Annotated in this window: 19 protein-coding genes; 6 read left to right on the plus strand and 13 right to left on the minus strand. The window is 62.2% G+C overall.

All coding sequences use genetic code 11. The annotated features are described in order from the left end of the window. The first annotated feature begins 52 nt into the window (after positions 1-52). Complete coding sequence (locus V8P77_RS26435; RefSeq protein WP_335914963.1) at positions 53-1,141, plus strand: citrate synthase/methylcitrate synthase; 1,089 nt, start codon at positions 53-55, stop codon at positions 1,139-1,141. 42 nt (positions 1,142-1,183) lie between these two features. On the opposite strand, the gene V8P77_RS26440 is transcribed toward V8P77_RS26435, so the two are convergent. From V8P77_RS26440 to V8P77_RS26460, 5 genes are all read right to left on the minus strand, one after another. Then, positions 1,184-1,654, minus strand: a complete 471-nt coding sequence (locus V8P77_RS26440; RefSeq protein WP_335914965.1) for an SRPBCC family protein — start codon at positions 1,652-1,654, stop codon at positions 1,184-1,186. Between the two features lie 172 nt (positions 1,655-1,826). After that, on the minus strand, positions 1,827-3,455 hold the full coding sequence (pyrG, locus tag V8P77_RS26445) for a CTP synthase (RefSeq protein ID WP_335914967.1): 1,629 nt from the start codon (positions 3,453-3,455) through the stop codon (positions 1,827-1,829). A 143-nt stretch (positions 3,456-3,598) separates the two neighbouring features. Continuing rightward, a complete protein-coding gene (gene secG, locus V8P77_RS26450; RefSeq protein WP_335914969.1) occupies positions 3,599-4,141 on the minus strand; it encodes a preprotein translocase subunit SecG in 543 nt (180 codons plus the stop codon). Positions 4,142-4,272: 131 nt separating this feature from the next. Continuing rightward, positions 4,273-5,043: a triose-phosphate isomerase gene (tpiA, locus tag V8P77_RS26455; RefSeq protein WP_132609359.1), complete on the minus strand. Its 771-nt coding sequence runs from the start codon at positions 5,041-5,043 to the stop codon at positions 4,273-4,275. Between the two features lie 126 nt (positions 5,044-5,169). Beyond that, positions 5,170-6,069, minus strand: coding sequence for an alpha/beta hydrolase (locus V8P77_RS26460; RefSeq protein WP_335914974.1), 900 nt, complete (start codon positions 6,067-6,069; stop codon positions 5,170-5,172). A 219-nt stretch (positions 6,070-6,288) separates the two neighbouring features. On the opposite strand from V8P77_RS26460, the gene parE reads away from it, so the two are divergent. The 3 genes from parE (at position 6,289) to V8P77_RS26475 (ending at position 11,077) form a co-directional block, all read left to right on the plus strand. Next, positions 6,289-8,391, plus strand: coding sequence for a DNA topoisomerase IV subunit B (parE, locus tag V8P77_RS26465; RefSeq protein WP_335914976.1), 2,103 nt, complete (start codon positions 6,289-6,291; stop codon positions 8,389-8,391). 197 nt (positions 8,392-8,588) lie between these two features. Next, on the plus strand, positions 8,589-9,743 hold the full coding sequence (locus V8P77_RS26470; RefSeq protein ID WP_335914978.1) for an esterase-like activity of phytase family protein: 1,155 nt from the start codon (positions 8,589-8,591) through the stop codon (positions 9,741-9,743). 116 nt (positions 9,744-9,859) lie between these two features. Beyond that, the gene (locus V8P77_RS26475; RefSeq protein ID WP_335914979.1) at positions 9,860-11,077 is read left to right on the plus strand and encodes an AI-2E family transporter; all 1,218 of its coding nucleotides are present in this window, start codon (positions 9,860-9,862) and stop codon (positions 11,075-11,077) included. A 19-nt stretch (positions 11,078-11,096) separates the two neighbouring features. Here V8P77_RS26475 and V8P77_RS26480 read toward each other — a convergent pair whose 3' ends face one another. After that, positions 11,097-11,555: a GNAT family N-acetyltransferase gene (locus V8P77_RS26480; protein WP_335914981.1), complete on the minus strand. Its 459-nt coding sequence runs from the start codon at positions 11,553-11,555 to the stop codon at positions 11,097-11,099. A gap of 129 nt (positions 11,556-11,684) precedes the next feature. Here V8P77_RS26480 and V8P77_RS26485 point away from each other — a divergent pair, with 129 nt between their 5' ends. Further along, the gene (locus tag V8P77_RS26485; protein WP_335914982.1) at positions 11,685-12,104 is read left to right on the plus strand and encodes a hypothetical protein; all 420 of its coding nucleotides are present in this window, start codon (positions 11,685-11,687) and stop codon (positions 12,102-12,104) included. A gap of 57 nt (positions 12,105-12,161) precedes the next feature. Here V8P77_RS26485 and V8P77_RS26490 read toward each other — a convergent pair whose 3' ends face one another. The 5 genes from V8P77_RS26490 to V8P77_RS26510 form a co-directional block, all read right to left on the minus strand. Further along, entirely contained in the window at positions 12,162-12,455 is a 294-nt protein-coding gene (locus tag V8P77_RS26490; protein WP_335914984.1) for a type II toxin-antitoxin system RelE/ParE family toxin, read from the minus strand. Next, positions 12,452-12,760 (minus strand): type II toxin-antitoxin system RelB/DinJ family antitoxin, encoded by a 309-nt coding sequence (locus tag V8P77_RS26495; protein WP_335914986.1) that lies wholly within the window; start codon positions 12,758-12,760, stop codon positions 12,452-12,454. Before V8P77_RS26495 ends, V8P77_RS26490 begins: the two co-directional genes overlap by 4 nt. A gap of 135 nt (positions 12,761-12,895) precedes the next feature. Continuing rightward, on the minus strand, positions 12,896-14,023 hold the full coding sequence (locus tag V8P77_RS26500) for a DUF2336 domain-containing protein (RefSeq protein ID WP_335914987.1): 1,128 nt from the start codon (positions 14,021-14,023) through the stop codon (positions 12,896-12,898). 131 nt (positions 14,024-14,154) lie between these two features. Next, positions 14,155-14,766 (minus strand): flavin reductase family protein, encoded by a 612-nt coding sequence (locus V8P77_RS26505; protein ID WP_335914988.1) that lies wholly within the window; start codon positions 14,764-14,766, stop codon positions 14,155-14,157. Beyond that, a complete protein-coding gene (locus tag V8P77_RS26510) occupies positions 14,766-15,350 on the minus strand; it encodes a nitroreductase family protein (RefSeq protein WP_335914989.1) in 585 nt (194 codons plus the stop codon). Before V8P77_RS26510 ends, V8P77_RS26505 begins: the two co-directional genes overlap by 1 nt. A 113-nt stretch (positions 15,351-15,463) precedes the next feature. On the opposite strand from V8P77_RS26510, the gene V8P77_RS26515 reads away from it, so the two are divergent. Beyond that, entirely contained in the window at positions 15,464-16,561 is a 1,098-nt protein-coding gene (locus V8P77_RS26515; protein ID WP_335914990.1) for an RgsD C-terminal domain-containing protein, read from the plus strand. A gap of 3 nt (positions 16,562-16,564) precedes the next feature. On the opposite strand, the gene V8P77_RS26520 is transcribed toward V8P77_RS26515, so the two are convergent. Both V8P77_RS26520 and thrS read right to left on the minus strand, forming a co-directional pair. Next, a complete protein-coding gene (locus V8P77_RS26520; RefSeq protein WP_335914991.1) occupies positions 16,565-17,422 on the minus strand; it encodes a lysophospholipid acyltransferase family protein in 858 nt (285 codons plus the stop codon). Between the two features lie 106 nt (positions 17,423-17,528). After that, a complete protein-coding gene (thrS, locus tag V8P77_RS26525) occupies positions 17,529-19,514 on the minus strand; it encodes a threonine--tRNA ligase (RefSeq protein WP_335914992.1) in 1,986 nt (661 codons plus the stop codon). Positions 19,515-19,536: the final 22 nt, after the last annotated feature.

Below are 19,536 nucleotides of genomic sequence, written 5' to 3' on the forward strand. Positions count from 1 at the left end.
TGACGTCAATGAGACTAGGTTCGATCATCCCGGTCGTAAAGGAGAAAACAACATGAAAAACGGCTTGGAAGATGTCATTGCTGCCGAAACGCAGCTTTCGGATGTCGATGGCGAAGCGGGACGACTGGTCATCCGCGGCGTATCGCTGGATCATCTGGTTGCAGACGGCACCTATGAAGGCGTCGCCGCCCTGTTGCTCGATGGGCTGATGGAAAAGAGCTTCGACGAAGCGGAATTGCGCGCCTGGCTGGCGCAGGCGCGAACGAGGGTTTTCGACCATATCAAGGCCGCTGACGCCGCCCTGCTCGCTTTGCCTCCTGTTGATGCGATGCGGGCGCTGATTGCCCGGCTGCCCGACGGCGAGGATTTCGATACCGCGCTCAGCCTTCTGGCAGCGCCCGCAGTTTTCCTGCCGGCGATCCTTCGCAAGCAACGCGGCAAAAGACCGATCGCGCCCGACGCCTCGCTGTCGCAGGCGGCCGATATCCTGCGCATGCTGACCGGAAAATTGCCGACCAGGGAGCAGACAGCGGCACTCGATACCTATCTCGTGACGATATCGGACCATGGCCTCAATGCCTCGACCTTCGCATCGCGCGTCATCGCCTCGACGCAGGCGGGCCTCACTTCGTCCGTGCTCGCTGCACTGAGCGCGCTGAAAGGGCCGCTGCATGGCGGCGCGCCCGGTCCTGTACTCGACATGCTAGATGCGATCGGAACCACGGAGAATGCCGGCCACTGGCTCGGTGAAGCGCTTGATCGCGGCGACAGGTTGATGGGCTTCGGCCACCGTATCTATCGCGTCCGCGATCCGCGCGCCGATGCGCTGAAGGGTGCGCTGAAGCCGCTGATATCAACCGGACAGGTAAACAACGCCCGTGGCGCCTTGGCGGAAGCCGTGGAGACCGCTGCATTGGCGATCCTGAAGGCGCGCAAGCCGAACCGGCCGCTTGACGTCAATGTCGAATTTTATACCGCGCTGCTGCTCGAAGCGCTCGGCTTTCCCCGCGGGGCCTTCACAGGCGTCTTCGCGATCGGCCGCACCGTCGGATGGCTGGCGCATGCGCGCGAACAGGCGCTCGACGGCCGGTTGATCCGGCCACGCTCGGTCTATATCGGGCCGCTGCCGGCGGCTGCGTGAAGATTGAATTCGGCGGCAGGGCTATATTCCTGCCGTCGATCCTCAGCCGCCGACGAAAGCGGCAAGCTTGTCGAGCGTCGAGCGACACCCTTCCTCATTGTCTTCGAGGCGGATCCCGGACGGAATATTGTCACAGACCATCGCAACATCGGTGCCTCCATCCGCAGGCGACAACATCGTGCTGACGGTCATCTCGCCGGAAAAGCCTTCATCGTCGGAATCGAAGATCGTTGCCCAGACGATGCTTTCGTCCGGCACGAGCTTGGCAAAGCGGCCCTGGAACTTGTCGGTCTTGTCGGAGGTCTTGCCCGACTGCGATGTCTCGTCGTCGGGATAGACGAGCGACATGCTGAAGGCGCCGCCTTCCCTGCCCTCGAAGGCATGGACGATGCCCTTCATCGTATCAGGCGGAAGCCAGGTGGCGACCGCGTCAGCATCGAGGAAGGCGCGGTAGATGCGCTCGCGTGGTGCCGCGATGAAGCGTGAGACGGTCGTGCTGCGTGAAGAGGTCATGCCGGCAAGTTAGCGCAGGCATGGATGTTATCCAGATCGCGCCCAGAGCAATTCCAGCAAAAGTGTGCAGCGGTTTTGCGTCCGGAATTGCATGAAAACAAAGAGATAGAGCATTTCCGTGATTCGAAGAAAACGGAAATGCTCTATCCTCGCGATCTGGTGCTGTCAGTCGTCAGACGAGACGGCTCTGTTCCGTCGCCGCTTCGATGAAGCTGGCAAACAGCGGATGCGGGTCGAGCGGTCGGCTCTTCAGTTCCGGGTGGTACTGTACGCCGATGAACCAGGGATGATCGGGATATTCGATCGTCTCCGGTAGCACGCCGTCCGGTGACATGCCGGAGAAGACGAGGCCGCAGTTTTCGAGCCGGTCCTTGTAGTCGACATTGACCTCGTAGCGGTGGCGGTGACGCTCGGAAATATCGGTGGAACCGTAGATATCCGAGATCTTCGTGCCCTTCTTCAGCGCCGCCTTGTAGGCGCCGAGGCGCATCGTGCCGCCGAGATCCCCGGCTGCCGTGCGCTTCTGCAACTCGTTGCCCTTGACCCATTCGGTCATCAGGCCGACTACCGGCTCTTTCGTCGGACCGAATTCGGTCGAGGAGGCACCGGACACGTCGGCGAGATTGCGCGCCGCCTCGATGACCGCCATCTGCATACCGAAGCAGATGCCGAAATACGGCACCTTGCGCTCGCGGGCAAAGCGGGCAGCGTGGATCTTGCCTTCCGAACCGCGTTCACCGAAGCCGCCGGGCACGAGGATGCCGTGCACCTTTTCGAGATAGGGCGCCGGATCTTCCTTTTCGAAGACTTCCGACTCGATCCATTCAAGATTGACCTTGACGCGATTGGCGATGCCGCCGTGATGCAGCGCCTCGATCAGCGACTTATAGGCATCCTTGAGGCCGGTATATTTGCCGACGATCGCGATCGTCACCTCGCCCTCCGGCGTGCGGATGCGGTTGCAGACCTCTTCCCACGGGTCGAGCCTCGGCTTCGGCGCCGGCTCGATACCGAAGGCCGCGAGCACTTCGTCGTCGAGGCCTTCCTTGTGGTAGGCTATCGGCACGTCATAGATGTTGGCGACGTCGAGCGCCTGGATAACGGCGGACGGGCGAACGTTGCAGAACAGCGACAGCTTGCGGCGTTCGGCTTCCGGAATTTCGCGGTCGGCCCGCACCAGCAGGATATCGGGATGAATGCCGAGCGCCTGCAGTTCCTTCACCGAATGCTGCGTCGGCTTGGTCTTGAGCTCGCCGGCCGCCGGAATATAGGGCATGAGCGTCAGGTGAACGTAGACGGCGGTGCCGCGCGGCAGGTCGTTGCCGAGCTGGCGGATCGCCTCCATGAACGGCATCGCTTCGATGTCGCCGACCGTGCCACCGATCTCGCAGATGACGAAGTCGTAGTCGCCATTACCCTCGGTGACGAAATCCTTGATCTCGTTGGTGACGTGCGGAATGACCTGCACCGTCGCGCCGAGATAGTCGCCGCGCCGTTCTTTGTCGATGATGTTCTTGTAGATGCGGCCGGTGGTGATGTTGTCGGTCTTGGTCGCCGAGCGCCCCGTGAAGCGTTCGTAGTGACCGAGATCGAGATCGGTTTCCGCCCCGTCGTCGGTGACGAAGACCTCGCCGTGCTGGGTCGGGCTCATCGTGCCCGGATCCACGTTCAGATAGGGGTCGAGCTTGCGAAGCCGAACCCGATATCCACGGGCCTGCAGCAACGCTCCGAGAGCCGCGGCCGCAATTCCTTTTCCGAGAGAGGAAACCACGCCGCCAGTGATGAATACGTATCGCGCCATGGGATTCACCGGATACCTTTTCAAAAACGATTCCACCAGCCCAAAAATTCTTTTCCAGAACTTTCGATGCGTGGCGCAGGAATCTGAACAAAAGAAAACCGGCAGACCCGAGGGCCTGCCGGCGGTTTATGTCGAAGACCGGTTTACTGTCCCGTCGGGACGCCGGAGGGCTGAGCCGGTGCTGGTGCCGGCGCGGCCGGAGCTGCGGGCGTTGCCGGGGCAGTCGTTGCCGGAGCGGTCGTTGAAGGCGCGGTGGCCGCCGGGGCCTGAGTGCCAGTTGCCGGCGCCCCAGTTGCTGGAGCTTGAGCGGCGGGAGCCTGCGGTGCGGGTGCTGCCGCGCCGCTGCTCGGAACGCCGTTGCCGGCCGGCGGGGTTGCCGGAGCCTGCGCGCCGCCGAGCGAATCGAGAATACCGTTGCCCTGGCCGCCTGTTGCCGGAATGCGGTCGAGAATGTCGCTCGGACGGCCCTCGTAACGCGTCAGGATGCCGAGGCCGAGCGAAGTCAGGAAAAACAGGGTCGCAAGGATCGCGGTCGTGCGCGTCAGCGCATTGGCCGTGCCGCGGGCCGACATGAAGCCGGAACCGCCGCCGATACCGAGGCCGCCGCCTTCCGAGCGCTGGATGAGCACGACGCCGACAAGGGCGAGCACGATCATGAGATGGATGACAATCAATACGGTCTGCATGGGTCCAGTCCTGCCCGCCTGGAGACGGACAAAGTTAAGAATTCTGGCGGCTCTTTACATGAGGCTTTCATCTATTCCAAGCCCTTCGGCCCGGAATAAACCCGGGAATAAACCCAGGAATAAAAAATGCCTCAGGCGAGCAGCGCTTCATAGGCCCGGTAGATGGCGAGGAAGTCGGCCGCTTTCAAGCTCGCTCCGCCGATCAGCGCGCCGTCGACATTGGCAATGCCCATCAGCTCATGGGCATTGGCCGGCTTGACCGAGCCGCCATAGAGAAGACGCATCTTGCGGCCTTCATCGCCGAAGCGGGCCGCAAGCTCTGCCCGCATGAAGGCATGCGCCTTTTCGACATCACCTGATGTCGGCGTCACGCCGGTGCCGATCGCCCAGATCGGCTCGTAGGCGATGACCGTGCTCTCAGCGGTGGCGCCGTCCGGAACCGAGGCGGAAAGCTGGCGCTTGATGACGTCGAGCGCCTGGCCTGTCCGGCGTTCATCCGCCGTCTCGCCGATGCAGATGATCGCGGTCAGCCCTGCGGCGAAGGCAGCCTCCGCCTTGGCGCGCACCAGATGATCCGTTTCGGCATGGTCGGTGCGCCGCTCGGAATGGCCGACGATAACATAGGTGCCGAAACAATCGGCAATCATCTCGGCCGAGATGTCGCCGGTATGGGCACCTGATGGGTTCTGATGGCAGTCCTGCGCGCCGATCGCCAGCGGGCTGTCGGTGCACAGCGCCGTCGCCACATAGAGCAGCGTCGCCGGCGGGCAGATCAGCGCTTCGACCTTGTCGGCCAGCGGCGGGCGAACACCCTCGGCGATCGTCTTGATCTGATCCAGGGAGGCACGCATGCCATTCATTTTCCAATTTCCCGCCACAAGCGGGCGCACGTCAGGGGTCATGCCGGCCTTCCACAATCTGCTTATGCCTTGGGCAATATCAAAAGCTTGCAGCAAAGAAAAGCATCATGCCCTTGACGTAAGGGGAATCTCTGCAATCCCGCGCATATTTCTGCCGAAAATCGTCCGCTAAGCAGCCAGAATCCAGTTCAACACCTTACGCCAGTCGATCATCCGGATCGGCGTCCCGTGATTGCCGGTCTGAAACAGCGTGAAACGGGCCGGATAGTTTGCCTTGTGCAGGCTTTCGAACAGCGCCTGCTGGTTAGCGGCGGCATAGACCGGGTCGCGGCTGCCATGGGCGAACCAGAGCGGCAGCTTCACCTTGTAGAAGGCGCTTCTGGTGAAATCGGGATCGGTGACCCCGCTCATAACAAGCATGCCCGTCAGCCGCCTGACGCTATCACCATCGCGCGCAATCCCCCAGCAGACCTGGCTGCCCATCGAGGCGCAGGAAAGGATGATCGGCCGGCCGGGCGATTGCGCGTTGGCATAGCGGATGAGGCCGGCGATCGCCGCAACCCCACTGCTGTCGAAACTCCTGACCGTCGGTGAATAATAAACTCCGCCATTGCCGGCGACGAGGTTCTTGAGGCGGTTGAAATTGCCGCCGAAGCTGTAGTCGTTGGCCCCGAGCCGCCGGTCGCCATCGCGCCCATGGATGAAAATCACCGTAAAGGCGGCATTCCCGACCGGTCCCACCCTGGTGACATCGAGCTTGATGCCGTCGAGAGACAGCGTCTCGTCTGCCTGCGCCTTGCGGATGCCGAGCGCCACATATTTCTGCTGCACCCGCTTTTGCGGGATCTGGTCGCGGCCGTTGATATCGCGCATCTCGTCATAGCCGATGACCTCGAAGGCGCCGCCGTCACCTGTCTGCAAGACGGACTGCTTGGAAAACAGATCGTCCTTGAACGGCGGCAAAGCGTCGGCCGCCTCTGCCGGACCAACAGCGGACAGGATGGCCGCGGATAAGAAAAACGCCGCAATTGCGGTGATGATGGTGCAATGACTTGTGGACATTCGCATTCGGATGGTTCCTGAAGCCCGCCACCGCTTGCCATTCTGCGCCCGGCAACGCAAATCATTTGGGAAAAGCCCGCCAAATCAGGCGGTGTCGCGTATAGAGGTGCTTTCTGGCAAAATCTGCCTGATTCGCAAACGTGGCATGAAATGCGGTGATTTTGGGTCGGCGGCGGATGCCCGCCCAAGCCCGACCTAAGACAGGATGAAGATCTGAACGGCTCCATGGACGATAGCAATGACCTCTTTTCCGGAATGCCCCTCTCTGAAAAACGCGAGGAGGCGCAGAAGCCTGCGGCGCCCGCCGAACGGCCGCCGGTGACGGCTGCGCCCGCCGCAGCGGCAGCACCCCCGGCTGCCGGAGCCTCCGCACGCCCGGCGCCCGCTGCCTCGAACTCCGATGATTACGGCGCCTCGTCGATCCGCGTCCTCGAAGGCCTCGAGCCGGTGCGCATGCGCCCGGGCATGTATATCGGCGGCACCGATGAAAAGGCGCTGCACCACCTCTTTGCCGAAGTCATCGACAATGCGATGGACGAGGCGGTCGCCGGGCATGCCAATTTCATCGAGGTCTATCTCGACCTCGAGGGTTATCTCACCGTCTCCGACAACGGCCGCGGCATCCCGGTCGAGAACCATCCGCAGGTGCCGGGCAAGTCGACGCTCGAAGTCATCATGACCAAGCTGCATGCCGGCGGTAAATTCGACGGCAAGGCCTATGAGACCTCGGGCGGCCTGCACGGCGTCGGCGTTTCGGTCGTCAACGCGCTCTCCGACGACCTCGAGGTCGAGGTGGCGCGAAACCGGAAGCTCTACCGCCAGCGTTTCTCCCGCGGCCTGCCGCAGGGCGGTCTCGAAGAGTTGGGCGACGTCCACAATCGCCGCGGCACCCGCGTGCGCTTCCATCCCGACCCCCAGATCTTTGGGGATCACATGAAGTTCGATGCCGCCCGCGTCTTCCGCATGGCGCGCTCGAAAGCCTATCTGTTCGGCGGGGTCGAGATCCGCTGGAGCTGCGAGGCGGGCGTGCTGCCCGAAGGTTCCGAGGTCCCTGACAAGGCCGTTTTCCACTTCCCCGGCGGCCTGAAGGACTATCTCCAGGCGACGATGGGCAAGGAGTTTACCGTCACCCGCGAGATCTTTGCCGGCAAGACCGAGAAGACCAGCGGCCACGGCTCGATGGAATGGGCGATCACCTGGTATGGCGGCGATCCGCAGGTGCATTCCTATTGCAACACCATCCCGACGCCCGAAGGCGGCACGCATGAAGCCGGCCTCCGCATCGCACTGACCAAGGGCCTGAAGGCCTATGCCGAGCTGACGCAGAACAAGCGCGCCGCGCAGATCACCACCGACGACGTGATGATTTCGGCCGTCGGCATGCTGTCGGTCTTCATTCGCGAGCCGGAATTCGTCGGCCAGACCAAAGACAAGCTTGCGACCGTCGAGGCCCAGCGCATCGTCGAGAACGCACTGCGCGATCCCTTCGACCATTACCTTGCCGACAATCCGAACGAGTCGGCCAAGCTGCTCGACTGGGTGATCGAGCGCGCCGAGGAGCGCCTGCGCCGCCGCAAGGAAAAGGAAGTCAACCGCAAGAGCGCGGTGCGCAAATTGCGCCTGCCCGGCAAGCTCGCCGACTGCTCGCAGAACACTGCAGAGGGCGCCGAACTCTTCATCGTCGAGGGTGATTCGGCAGGCGGTTCGGCCAAGCAGGCGCGCAACCGCGCCAACCAGGCAATTCTGCCGCTGCGCGGCAAGATCCTCAACGTTGCCAGCGCCGGCCGCGAAAAACTCGGCGCCAACCAGCAGCTCGCCGATCTCGTCCAGGCGCTCGGCTGCGGCACCCGCTCGAAATACCGCGACGAGGACCTGCGCTACGAACGCATCATCGTCATGACCGATGCCGACGTCGACGGCGCCCACATCGCCTCGCTGCTCATCACCTTCTTCTATCAGGAGATGCCGGAGCTGGTGCGCGGCGGCCATCTCTTCCTTGCCGTGCCGCCGCTTTACAAGATCACCCAAGGCTCGAAATCCGCCTATGCCCGCGACGACAATCATCGCGCCGAGCTGATGCAGACGGAGTTCAAGGGCAAGGCCAAGGTCGAGATCAGCCGCTTCAAAGGCCTCGGCGAAATGATGCCCGCCCAGCTCAAGGAAACCACCATGGATCCGTCCAAGCGCACCCTGCTCAAGGTGCTGATCGACGAGGTGGATTTCGAAGGCACGCGCGCCGCCGTCGACGATCTGATGGGCACCAAACCGGAAGCCCGCTTCCGCTTCATCCAGGATCGCGCTGCCTTCGCCGAAAACCTCGATATCTAGAATATACCATCGAGCGCGCCGAACGGTCGGATAGACACGGGTTCGGCGCGCCGCATTTTAGCACTCACGATTTCACGGAACTGACGAAGAACCGTAACAACTCCGTCAAACAACCGGCGCATGAAGCGGTCGGCGCGCCTCCCCCAGGGAGCATTGGCGCCGGTCGAACCGTTTTCAACCCTTGCCGGATATTTGTCATGACCAAGCGTTTTCTCGCGGCTGCCGCTTTCGTTCTCCTGTCCAGCACCATCACCGCCAGCACCACAGATATTGGGGCCACCGATATCGGCGCCACCTTCGAGACCGCCTGCCCCTTTGGCGATTGCGCCGCCGGCATCTCGCTCTCCTATCTCGGTGAATTCGTCATCCCGACTGGTCATATGGAAAACGGCGTCGAATTCGGCGGCATTTCCGGCCTCGATTTCGATACGGCCACCGGCCACTATATCGCCATCAGCGACGACCGCTCGGAAAGAGGCCCCGCCCGTTTCTATGAACTCGACGTCGATCTCGACGCGTCGGGCCTCAAGGGCGTTTCGGTCGTCAAGCAGGTAACGCTGAAGGACAAGAACGGCGAGCCCTTCGCTGCCCGGACCGTCGATCCGGAATCGATCCGCCTCGGCAAGGACGGCATCTATTGGGGCAGCGAAGGCGACGGCAAGGCACTGCTGGCGCCCTTCGTCCGCGTTGCTGCGCCGGACGGTTCCTTCGTCCGCGAATTCAAGCTTCCGGAGGGCTTTGCGCCGACCGCGGACAAGTCGACCGGCATCCGTGACAACCTCGCCTTCGAAGATCTTGCCATCGCGCTCTCCGGCGATGTTTTCGTCGGTGTCGAAGCCGCCCTTTACCAGGATGGTCCGAAATCCTCGCTGACATCAGGCAGCCTGTCGCGCATTGTCCGCTATGACGGCGCCACCGGTGAGCCGAAAGCTCAATACGCCTATCCGGTCTCGCCGATCCCGCAGGCCGCCACCAAGGCCGACGGCGGCAATGACAACGGCATGTCCGAGATTCTTGCCCTCGACGATCACCGCCTGCTCGCAGTCGAACGCAGCTATGCCCAGGGCTTCGGCAACAACATCAAGATCATGATGATGGATCTGACTGATGCCACCGATGTATCCGCCATCGCTTCGCTCTCCAAGAACGACCAGCGCGTCGTCCCCGTCCGCAAGAGCCAGGTCCTCGATTTGAGGGCGATCGGCCTCGTTCCCGACAATATCGAGGCCATGTCGCTCGGCAAGGCCAAGGACGGCTCCGATGTTCTCATTCTCGGCTCCGACAATAATTTCTCGGCTAGCCAGAAGACGCAATTCTATGCCTTCAAGGTTCTCAACCGCCCGCAGCAGTAAGACGCCCGGGTCTGAAGGTCGAATAGGCACGCTTTGTATACGCTTTCACGGTGCCGACCTTGAAACCGTCGGGATCATGGCCCATAACCAGAGTACAAGAAAAAGAAGAGGCGCGCGTGGGTGTGTTCGACCGTCAGAAAAGCAATCATGAACCGCGATGGCTCGGATCGTCGGCGCAGACGCGCACGCCGCTGATTCCCTCCATTTCGGCGGCGCGCTGGCTGCTGGTCCTGGTCGTCGCTGCCGGCGTCTATTTCTTCTACGGCTTCCTCGTGCCGGTGCTCGCAGCCCTCGTCATCGGCTTTGCCAGCTGGCCGCTCTACCGCAAGCTTCTTGCCCGCGTCGGCGGCAATACGACGATCGCCGCGACCATCGCCATCATCCTGATCATCACCTTCCTGGTCATCCCGATCGGGCTTGCGGTGACCTATACGACGGGCGAAGTTCGCAGCTGGGTCGCCTGGGCAATCCATGCCAACCGCGCCGGCGCCCCCACACCCAACTGGATCGTCGCGCTGCCCTGGGCGGGCGCCTATCTCGATGAAGTCTGGACAAAATATATCGGCAGTCCCGGCGCGCTCGGCGAGGTCATCCAGGCGGTCAGCGGCGCCAATATCGGCAACATATACCGTGCCGTGCTGGCGGCCGGCGGCGGCGCCTTTCACCTGCTGCTGACGCTGCTCTTCATGCTGATCGCGCTGTTCTTCGTCTATCGCGACGGCTTCTCCTTCTCCAAGCAGATCGACATGCTGGGCGAGCGCATCCTGCCGAACCGCTGGGAGCGCATTTCCCGCGTCGTGCCGGCGACGATCAGCTCCACCGTCATGGGCATGACGCTGATCGCGATCGGTGAAGGCATCGTGCTCGGCCTTGCCTACTGGATCGCCGGCGTGCCGTCGCCGGTGACGCTCGGCGTGCTGACCGGCGTGATGGCGCTGATACCGGGCGGTGCGCCGCTCTCCTTCACGCTGGTCTCCATCTATCTGCTGGCGAGCGGCTCGCATGTCGCCGGCATCAGTCTTTTCGTCTGGGGGACTGTCGAGCTCTTCATCGTCGACAAGACGCTGCGGCCGAAGCTCGTTGGCGGTCCGATCAAGCTGCCCTTCCTGCCGACCTTCTTCGGCCTCGTCGGCGGCGTCAAGACGATGGGTTTCCTCGGCCTCTTCATCGGCCCGGTGCTGATGGCGCTGATCGTCGCCATCTGGCGCGAATGGATCCATGAGGCCCGCAACGCCGACAAGAGCGAAACCGGACCGCAGATCATCATCGACGAACAGGCGCCGCCGCCGGTCCCCGGTTCGCCGAAAACCATGCCGCGCGTCGCCGAAGGCTGAACATGGCGTCGCAGACCGGCTACCCCAGCCGCTTTTCCATGAACAGGCTGAGCGGGTCCGGCAGATAGCTGCCGAAGGGCTCGATTTCCCGGTATCCGTATTTGCGGTAGAGAGCGATCGCCTCGGGCTGGTAGATGCCGGTTTCGAGCCGGATCGCCGTCAGCCCCTTTTCTCTTGCGATCGCTTCGAGCGCATTCATCAGGCCGCTGGCGATCCTCAGCCCCCTCGCCTCGGGATCGACGAACATGCGCTTGATCTCCGCCGTGCCGTCCCCGGCCTCGACCAGCGCGCAGCAGCCGACGATCGCATCGCCATTGCGCGCGACCAGAAAGCTCACCGAAGGCTTTTCCAGCACGGAAAGGTCGACCAGATGGTTGCTTTCAGCCGGATAGAGCGATTGTGCATAGGCATCGGAGAGATCGAGAAGCCGGATGACGCCCTCCTGGCGTGGCGGTTCAAGAGCGATGGTGACGGACATGTTGGCTCCCTCTGCCGGCGCGGGACAAAATTTTCCCCGATATGACGAAGAGTTAATGTCCTTGCCTTCATTCGGTTGGAATTGCGCCCTCTAAGACGATGAGGTGCTCAATAATCAAGGAAGCAGAATATGCAAGCGGTGCTGATCGCGATGACCATTCTCGGCTGCGACGATTCCATCAGCCAGTGCAATTATGTCGCGACGGTCGATAAACGCTGGGAAACCGTTGCCGCCTGCGATGCCGAAGCCGAACGACGGCTGAAGACCTATGTGAATGTCAACTATCCCTCGGTGATCGCGGTGTGCGAGGCGCCGAAAGCCATCGCTGCCGCCGAGCCGCCGAAACCGGCGCCCGTGCCTGCCGCCGCGCCCGAGATCGCTGTCGCAGCGCCCCAGCCCGCAGGAAGGATTGCCGGTTTTGCTGAAGGCATCGCCGGACAGGTCCGCGCCCACCTGCCCTCGGGCAGAAGTGTCAAGGACACACTGACCAAACCGGTGCACTTCGTCTCCGCCAGCTATTCATGGGTGGTGACGCGGCTGGCTGACTAGGCGGCCGCGCACTTGACGCATAAAGAAGGCCCTGCTTCTTTTAATGTGATAGAAAATTCAATCGGCTGGTATGGCGTCAGGCCAAATCTGGGCGCCGTGGAGGACGCGAAGAATACGGATTCGGTCTTCATGCACCGCATACGCGGCGATGTAAGGCGTGCTTGGGATTACCAGCTCCCGTGTGCCCGCAATTCTTCCCGGCCTTCCGCTTTCCGGGAATTCGACGAGGCGGCGAACAGCAAGAACGATTTTCTGGTCAACATGGACCGCCGCCCTCGGATTCTCGATCTCAATATATGTGAAAATATTCTCTCGGTCGGATAAGGCGTACCTCGCCCAGACAAGCCTCACGATCGAGCCACCTGGCTCTTCCGAAGTGCCGCCGCGCGCCTCTTCTCAAAACCGGTCTCGACCTCGGTATCTTCAACGTCCGGTCGCGTGTCATGGAGAGCTTCCAGGACTTTCCCGCGAAACCACGCATCGTAAGCGTCACTGTTGCTGATAAGCTCCAGGGGAAGAACTCCCTCATTCGCGGTGCGGGTCAACAGAATACGGACGACATCCGAGACGGTCAGGCCCATGTTTTCCAGAACAGCCGTGGCGCGATCCTTGACCGCAGCATCTATGCGAGTTTGAACGAGTGCGTTTGACGCCATGTCGGCCTCCTTGAACAAGATGCAATGTAATGCAATTGAATGACGACTTCCAGCGTGATCGGCTACAACGCGCGCAAATCCTCGCCGCCGATCTGCGGGATGAGATTCACGAATCGGGCGATAACTAATTTCGGGCTAGGCGGCCGCAAGCGCCGCATAGACGCGGGCCGATTGTCGCTGCTCATTAACGTGCAGCTTTTCCACCATGTCGAGCAACTCGCCGATCGCGCCATGCGCGTCGTGATGGCGGAATTTTTCGAGAAGACGGCCGCAGACATTGCCGAGCACGCTGCCCGGCGCTTTTCTGGCGGCGTCGCGCCAAAGCATCGTCGCTTCGACGAAGATCACGCTGATATCCCGCGGCAAGCCGGCGGACTCATAGAGCGCGCGCACGGCATGCATGCGCCCGGTTGCCAGGATCGAGCGCACGCGGCGCTCGCCACAGCCCGTCAGATCGACGATCGCGCCGGCGAAGAAATCCACTTTGCCGGCGCAGAGCGCATGCATCAGGAAGGACGGCGTCAGCCGGCCGTTGACGCGCAGATGCTGGACGAGGTCGGGTATCTCGCGCGGGACGATATCGCCGGCGATCGAAACGATGGCAGCCTCGGTCGCCTCGCGGCTGATGCGCTGAAGCCGCTGCAGGCCGATCGCCGCCTGCGCCAGCGGCAGGCCGACCAGCGCATTGCTGACATGCTGGGTGAGCAGTTGCCGGGCATCGGCGGGAAGATCGCAGCGGTCGAGAAGCAGATTGCGAATATCGCAGCAGTCGCCGAGCCGTTCGGCGATGCGTTTCAATGATAGGCTGGAGATCACCGCGCCGTCATTCTCGAGCAGGCAGAGCAGTTCTTCCTCATCGCCGACCTCGGCAAGGGCGGCGGAGACCGGCCGCGTCACATGCGCTCGGGCGGCGATCAGCATGCGGGTGGCGCCATTGCCGCGCGCGGCAAGGTCAACGAGATCGGCGTCACTCAAAAGCGGTGAGCAGGTCACCGCGTGGCAGGCGACCTCGGGCTGGTCTTCGGCAAGCGAAAGGATAAGGTTGCGCGGCGCATCGGGCGACCAGGCGATCGCCTCGGCAAGCGCAAGCCGCACGCGCGGCGACGGATCGTCGAGAAGAAAAGTCATCGCCATTTCGGCCGCCGCCCGCTCGTCGGTAGACATTTCGGACTGCAGATAGGCGCGCCCGAGAGCATTTGCGGCCCGGGCCCGGTCGCCTGTTTTGGCCGTTTCGACCCAACGAAGGAAAGCTTCTACGATCACGCGGCGCGCCCCAGCACTTGAACGCGATTCCCTCGCGCTCCATTCACTGCTGCGACCGTAGCGGCAAAAGGTTTAAGATTGGTTCACCATATTTCTTAAGTCTTTATGCGCCTTTGCGGTTGACGCCCCGCTTAGCCCTGCGGCGGCTTCGGCCGGATCATCTCGAAAACATCGCTGCCTTCGCTGTAATCCATGTAGCCCATGCGGGCCAAAGGTCGGGCGATCGACATGTCGAGGCGGCCGTCCCTGACGATCGCTTCGTCGATGCGGATGCCGACCACTTCGCCGAAGACGAGGACGTTTTCGGATGGTTCATCCGACAGCGTTTTCGGCTCGATGATCTCGGTCACCCTGCATTCGAGCACTGCGAAAGCCTCGCCGACATAGGGCGCGTCGATCAATTCGGCCGGCTTCGCCGTCAGCCCGGCGAAGTCGAATTCGCTGTCGCCGTAGGGCAGCGCCGCCGAGGAGAGGTTCATCTTCTCGGCAAGATCGCGGCTGACGAAATTGCAGGTGAAGACGCCGGTCTCGGCCGCATTGCGCTGGCTGTGCTTGCGCCCGGCGGAAGAGAACATCACCAGCTTCGGCCGGTCGGCAACGGCATTGAAGAAGGAATAGGGCGCCAGATTGATCGATCCGTCCCTGCCCTTGCTGCCGATCCAGCCGATCGGGCGCGGCGACACGATCGCCTTGAAAGGATCATGCGCGAGCCCGTGTCGGTTGCTGTCGGTGGTGTAGAACATCAGTCGTCTCCGCCGACCCAGGTCACGGTATCGGCAAGCTCCGGCCGCGGCCGCTCGATTGCCGGAAATGTCGTCGAACCGATATGGATGAAGCCCGCCACTTTTTCATCAGGCCCGACGCCTAGCAGTGGATAGGCGCGCTCGTCATAGGCGAACCACTCCGTCAGCCAGTTGGCGACATAACCATTGGCGTTGGCGGCGAGGATGACGTTGAAGCAAAGCGCGCCTGCCGACATCAGCTGCTCCCATTCCGGGATCTTGATATGCGGCCCCGCCTTGCTGACGACGGCGACCACCACGGGCGCGCGGGTAAAACGGCTGCGCTCGACCTGGATCATCTCTTCGGAAAGATCGGGCTTTGTCTGAAGCGCCAGCGCCAGAAGCTCCTCGCCGAGACGCACGCGCTGTTCTCCGCGATAGACGATGAAGCGCCAGGGCGCAATCTTGCCGTGATCGGGAACACGCGAGGCAAGACGCAGGATCTCCTCGATCTCGGCCTTCTCGGGGCCTGGTTCACACATCTGGAAAGCGGGGATGGAGCGGCGCACGGCGAGGTAGTCGATCAGCTTGATATCGGATTTCATACGGGAGAAACTCTCATTTTTATGCTGCTGCAAAGGGTGGGTCTTGAATTTGCCATCGCGTTGGTCTTGAAGTGACCTTTGCTATTTCAGAAGTCAATCGGTTCACGAAACAGATGTTTGGCATTTTGCCTTTTGCACGCATCGGCCTTGCCATTGCCCTGATGGTATTGATGCCCCTCGGCGCCGGCGCTCAGGATGCCTTCAAGGAATTCAAACAGCTTGAATCGACGCCGAAGATGCCGAAGCTCGATGCCTTCATCGCGCCCGGGACGGTGCCCGAAGGGGTCAAGCTGCGCGACGTCCCGATGGAAGCCAAGCTGACGGCGGATGGCACACCGATTGAGGAAGGCCTCTCCTGGTATGTCTTCAGCCCGATCGCCGGATCCGACGGCAAGCTGCCGTTGATCGCCAGCGCCAAGGGCGGACCTGCCGCCTTCCAGCTCGCTGCCGGCGATTATTTCGTCAACGTCTCTTTCGGCCGCGCCGGCGTCACCAAGAAACTGACCGTGCCCGCCGAAGGCGAGGTCGAAAAACAGGTGATGGTGCTCGATGCGGGCGGCCTGCTGCTCAATGCCGTCTCCGGCACCGATTCCCGCATCCGCCCCGACCAGTTGAGCTTCTCGATATATTCCTCGGAAGTGCGCGACGACGGCGAGCGCGGCCTTGTCATGGCCGATGTCTCGCCGAATACCGTCGTCCGCCTCAATGCCGGCACCTATCACATCGTTTCCGAATATGGCAACGTCAACGCCGTGATCCGCGCCGATATCCAGGTCGAGGCCGGCAAGCTGACCGAGGCGACGATCCAGCATCGTGCCGCGCAGATCACCTTCAAGCTGGTCTCCGACGCCGGCGGCGAGGCGATCGCCGATACCGCATGGTCGATCCTGACGGCCGCCGGCGACAGCGTCGGCGAAAGCGTCAGCGCCTTCCCGACCATGGTTCTCGCCGAAGGCGGATATTCCGCCGTCGCCCGCAATAAGGACAAGATCTACCAGCGCGATTTCACCGTCGTCGCCGGCAGGAACACCGATGTCGAGGTTCTGATGAAGGACCAGCAGCCGCAGCAGCCACTGGATGCCGCCCGCACGGTGCAGCAGGTGCCGGTGGGCACACCGCCGCCGCCAGGCATCCAGCCAGCCCCGGTGGCGCCGCTGCCCTCCTACGAACAGCTCGTGCCGCAGGGCGGCGACGGCGCCAGCCTCGATTGACTTTTACCGCGAGCGGCTTCGGCTCGACCGAGACGTTTGAAAGGCGCGCTTCGGCGGAGCCATCGAGAACACGGCCTCATACAGACGGGCGAGCAGCCCCTTGCGGTCGCCGCCGCAGCTCAGCGCCTCCCAGGTCAACACCTCGCCGACATGCGCCGTGATCGTGCTGCCGGACAGCCGGCGGAACTCGCCGATCAGCAGCGACAGCCGCAGCGTCATCGACACCCGGCTCGCCAGATGGAACAGCCGGCCGTTCTGGCCCTCGAAATAGATCGGCAGCACGCTGGCGCGCGTCGCCTGGATGAGCTTTGCCGGAAACATCTTCCACGGCAGGTCCTCGGCGCGACCGAAGCCTCGCTTGGCGGTCGCAACCCCGCCCGCCGGAAAGACGATAATGGTGGTACCTTCCTTGAGCAGCCGCACCGCCTCGTGCCGGCTCTTCATGTTGATGGCCATCGCCTCCTTGGTCTCCTCGAAGGAGATCGGCAGCGAATAGGGCTCCATCTCCGGCACCTTCAAGAGGTCGTTATGGATCAGCACCTTGAAGGGACGGCCGAGCTGTTCGGCAAGCGCCAGCACGGCGATGCCGTCGCCGATCCCGAACGGGTGGTTGGCGACGATGACGATCGGCTCGGCTGGAATAGGTTCGAGCGGCCAGCTGCCCTTGACCTCGACCTCAACGTCGATGAGATCGAGTGTCCTGGCGAACACGCGGTCGCACTTGCCGATAATGTCGCTGCGCCAGATATCGTAGAGCCTGACATAGCGGTCGCGGCCCGACAGCCCCTCGATCGAGCGGATCAACCAGCGCTTCAGGCGTGGATCGCGATCATTGGCATAGGATAATTCTTTGAAGCGCACTCCGGCCTCGGGATGACCCGCTCCCCGTTCGTGGCGACAATATTGCAGTTACATATCAGATTTCCGACAGCGCCGGGTTCGGCGCTGTCGGATACCGGCCATTTGTTCAGGCCGCCTTGGCTTTTTTTGCTTCGGCCTTGCGGCGGATGTCGGGTGGTGTCGCTTCGAGGGTAAGGCTCTCGACGGCGACCTCGAGCCCCATCGAAACCTGGTCCTGGCTGCCGAGGCGGCGGATATTGACCGTGCGCTCCTCGGCCTCCTTCCTGCCGCAGACGATGATGACAGGAACCTTGGTGACCGAATGCTCGCGGATCTTGTAGTTGATCTTCTCGTTGCGGAAGTCGGTCTCGACGTTGAGGCCGGCCTCGCGCAGCGCCTCCGCCACCTCAAGCCCGTAGGCGTCGGCTTCCGAGGTGATCGTTGCGACCACCACCTGCAGCGGCGATACCCAGAGCGGCATGTGGCCGGCGAAGTTCTCGATCAGGATGCCGAGGAAGCGCTCCATCGAACCGCAGATGGCGCGATGGATCATCACCGGCTGCGTCTTTTCCGAGTTGCTGTCGATGTAGAAGGCGCCGAACCGTTCCGGCAGGTTGAAATCGACCTGCGTCGTCCCGCACTGCCATTCGCGGCCGATCGCATCCTTGAGCGTATATTCGAACTTCGGACCGTAGAAGGCGCCCTCGCCCGGCAGGATGCCGGTCTTGATATTGTTGGACTGCTGCTGGATCGTCTCCAGTACGCCCATCATCACGCTTTCGGCGCGGTCCCAGAGCTCGTCCGAACCGACGCGCTTTTCCGGCCGGGTCGACAGCTTGATGGTGACCTCGTCGAAGCCGAAATCCTTATAGACCGAAAGGATCAGATCGTTGATCTTCAGGCATTCGGCGGCCATCTGCTCGTCGGTGCAGAAGATGTGCGCATCGTCCTGCGTGAAGCCGCGCACGCGCATCAGCCCGTGCAGCGCGCCCGACGGCTCGTAGCGGTGGACATTGCCGAATTCGGCGAGCCGGATCGGCAGCTCGCGGTAGGATTTCAGCCCGTGCTTGAAGATCTGGATATGGCCGGGGCAGTTCATCGGCTTCAGCGCAAAGACGCGGTCGTCATCGGTGTCGTCGCCGGCAACCGTTACCTTGAACATGTTGTCGCGATACCAGCCCCAGTGACCGGAGGTTTCCCACAGCGACTTGTCGAGCACCTGCGGCGCATTGACTTCCTGATAATCGCCGGCAAGCCGGCGGCGCATATAGGCGACCAGCGTCTGGAAGACGCGCCAGCCCTTGCCGTGCCAGAAGACGACGCCGGGACCCTCTTCCTGGAAATGGAAGAGATCCATCTCGCGGCCGAGGCGGCGATGATCGCGCTTTTCGGCTTCGGCAAGCATATGCAGGTAGTTGTCGAGTTCCGACTGCTCGGCGAAGGCCGTGCCGTAGATGCGGCTCAGCATCGGATTGTTGCTGTCGCCGCGCCAATAGGCGCCGGCTACCTTCAAGAGCTTGAAGGCGGAACCGATCTGGCCGGTCGAGGCCATGTGCGGGCCGCGGCAGAGGTCGAACCAGTCGCCCTGGTAATAGATCTTGAGATCCTGCCCTTCCGGAATCGCGTCGACGAGTTCGACCTTGTACTGCTCGCCCTTGTCGGCGAAGACCTGCTTCGCCTTCTCGCGCGACCAGACCTGCTTTGTGAAGGCGGCGTTACGGGCGATGATCTCCTTCATCTTCTTTTCGATCTTCGGCAGATCGTCGAGTGTGAAGGGCTCGTTCTTGGCGAAGTCGTAATAGAAGCCGTTTTCGATGACCGGGCCGATCGTCACCTGGGTGCCGGGCCAGATTTCCTGCACCGCTTCGGCCATGACATGCGCCGCGTCATGGCGGATGAGTTCCAGCGCGCGGTCGTCATTGCGGGTGATGATCTCGATTCTGCCCGTCGTCACGGGATCGGAAAGGTCGCGCACGGTGCCGTCGATTGCAACGGCCACTGCCTTCTTGGCGAGCGACTTGGAAATGGATTCGGCGACATCCCGGCCGGTTGCGCCGGCGTCATAGCCGCGCACGGAACCATCGGGAAATGTCAGGGAAATAGCTTGGGACATCGAAATTCTCCTTGTCCAGTCC

This window comes from Rhizobium aouanii (genome assembly GCF_037002925.1).
GTDB classification, from domain to species: domain Bacteria; phylum Pseudomonadota; class Alphaproteobacteria; order Rhizobiales; family Rhizobiaceae; genus Rhizobium; species Rhizobium aouanii.

Excerpts from the sequence above, each read along its gene's own strand:
- V8P77_RS26485 (WP_335914982.1), top strand. The coding sequence starts at position 11,685 with ATGCAAGCGGTGCTGATCGCGATGACCATTCTCGGCTGCGACGATTCC.
- V8P77_RS26470 (WP_335914978.1), top strand. The coding sequence starts at position 8,589 with ATGACCAAGCGTTTTCTCGCGGCTGCCGCTTTCGTTCTCCTGTCCAGC.
- V8P77_RS26440 (WP_335914965.1), bottom strand. The coding sequence starts at position 1,654 with ATGACCTCTTCACGCAGCACGACCGTCTCACGCTTCATCGCGGCACCA.
- V8P77_RS26505 (WP_335914988.1), bottom strand. The coding sequence starts at position 14,766 with ATGTTCTACACCACCGACAGCAACCGACACGGGCTCGCGCATGATCCT.
- secG (WP_335914969.1), bottom strand. The coding sequence starts at position 4,141 with ATGCAGACCGTATTGATTGTCATCCATCTCATGATCGTGCTCGCCCTT.
- tpiA (WP_132609359.1), bottom strand. The coding sequence starts at position 5,043 with ATGACCCCTGACGTGCGCCCGCTTGTGGCGGGAAATTGGAAAATGAAT.
- V8P77_RS26435 (WP_335914963.1), top strand. The coding sequence starts at position 53 with ATGAAAAACGGCTTGGAAGATGTCATTGCTGCCGAAACGCAGCTTTCG.
- V8P77_RS26515 (WP_335914990.1), top strand. The coding sequence starts at position 15,464 with ATGTTTGGCATTTTGCCTTTTGCACGCATCGGCCTTGCCATTGCCCTG.
- thrS (WP_335914992.1), bottom strand. The coding sequence starts at position 19,514 with ATGTCCCAAGCTATTTCCCTGACATTTCCCGATGGTTCCGTGCGCGGC.
- V8P77_RS26480 (WP_335914981.1), bottom strand. The coding sequence starts at position 11,555 with ATGTCCGTCACCATCGCTCTTGAACCGCCACGCCAGGAGGGCGTCATC.
- V8P77_RS26495 (WP_335914986.1), bottom strand. The coding sequence starts at position 12,760 with ATGGCGTCAAACGCACTCGTTCAAACTCGCATAGATGCTGCGGTCAAG.
- V8P77_RS26510 (WP_335914989.1), bottom strand. The coding sequence starts at position 15,350 with ATGAAATCCGATATCAAGCTGATCGACTACCTCGCCGTGCGCCGCTCC.
- pyrG (WP_335914967.1), bottom strand. The coding sequence starts at position 3,455 with ATGGCGCGATACGTATTCATCACTGGCGGCGTGGTTTCCTCTCTCGGA.
- parE (WP_335914976.1), top strand. The coding sequence starts at position 6,289 with ATGGACGATAGCAATGACCTCTTTTCCGGAATGCCCCTCTCTGAAAAA.
- V8P77_RS26460 (WP_335914974.1), bottom strand. The coding sequence starts at position 6,069 with ATGCGAATGTCCACAAGTCATTGCACCATCATCACCGCAATTGCGGCG.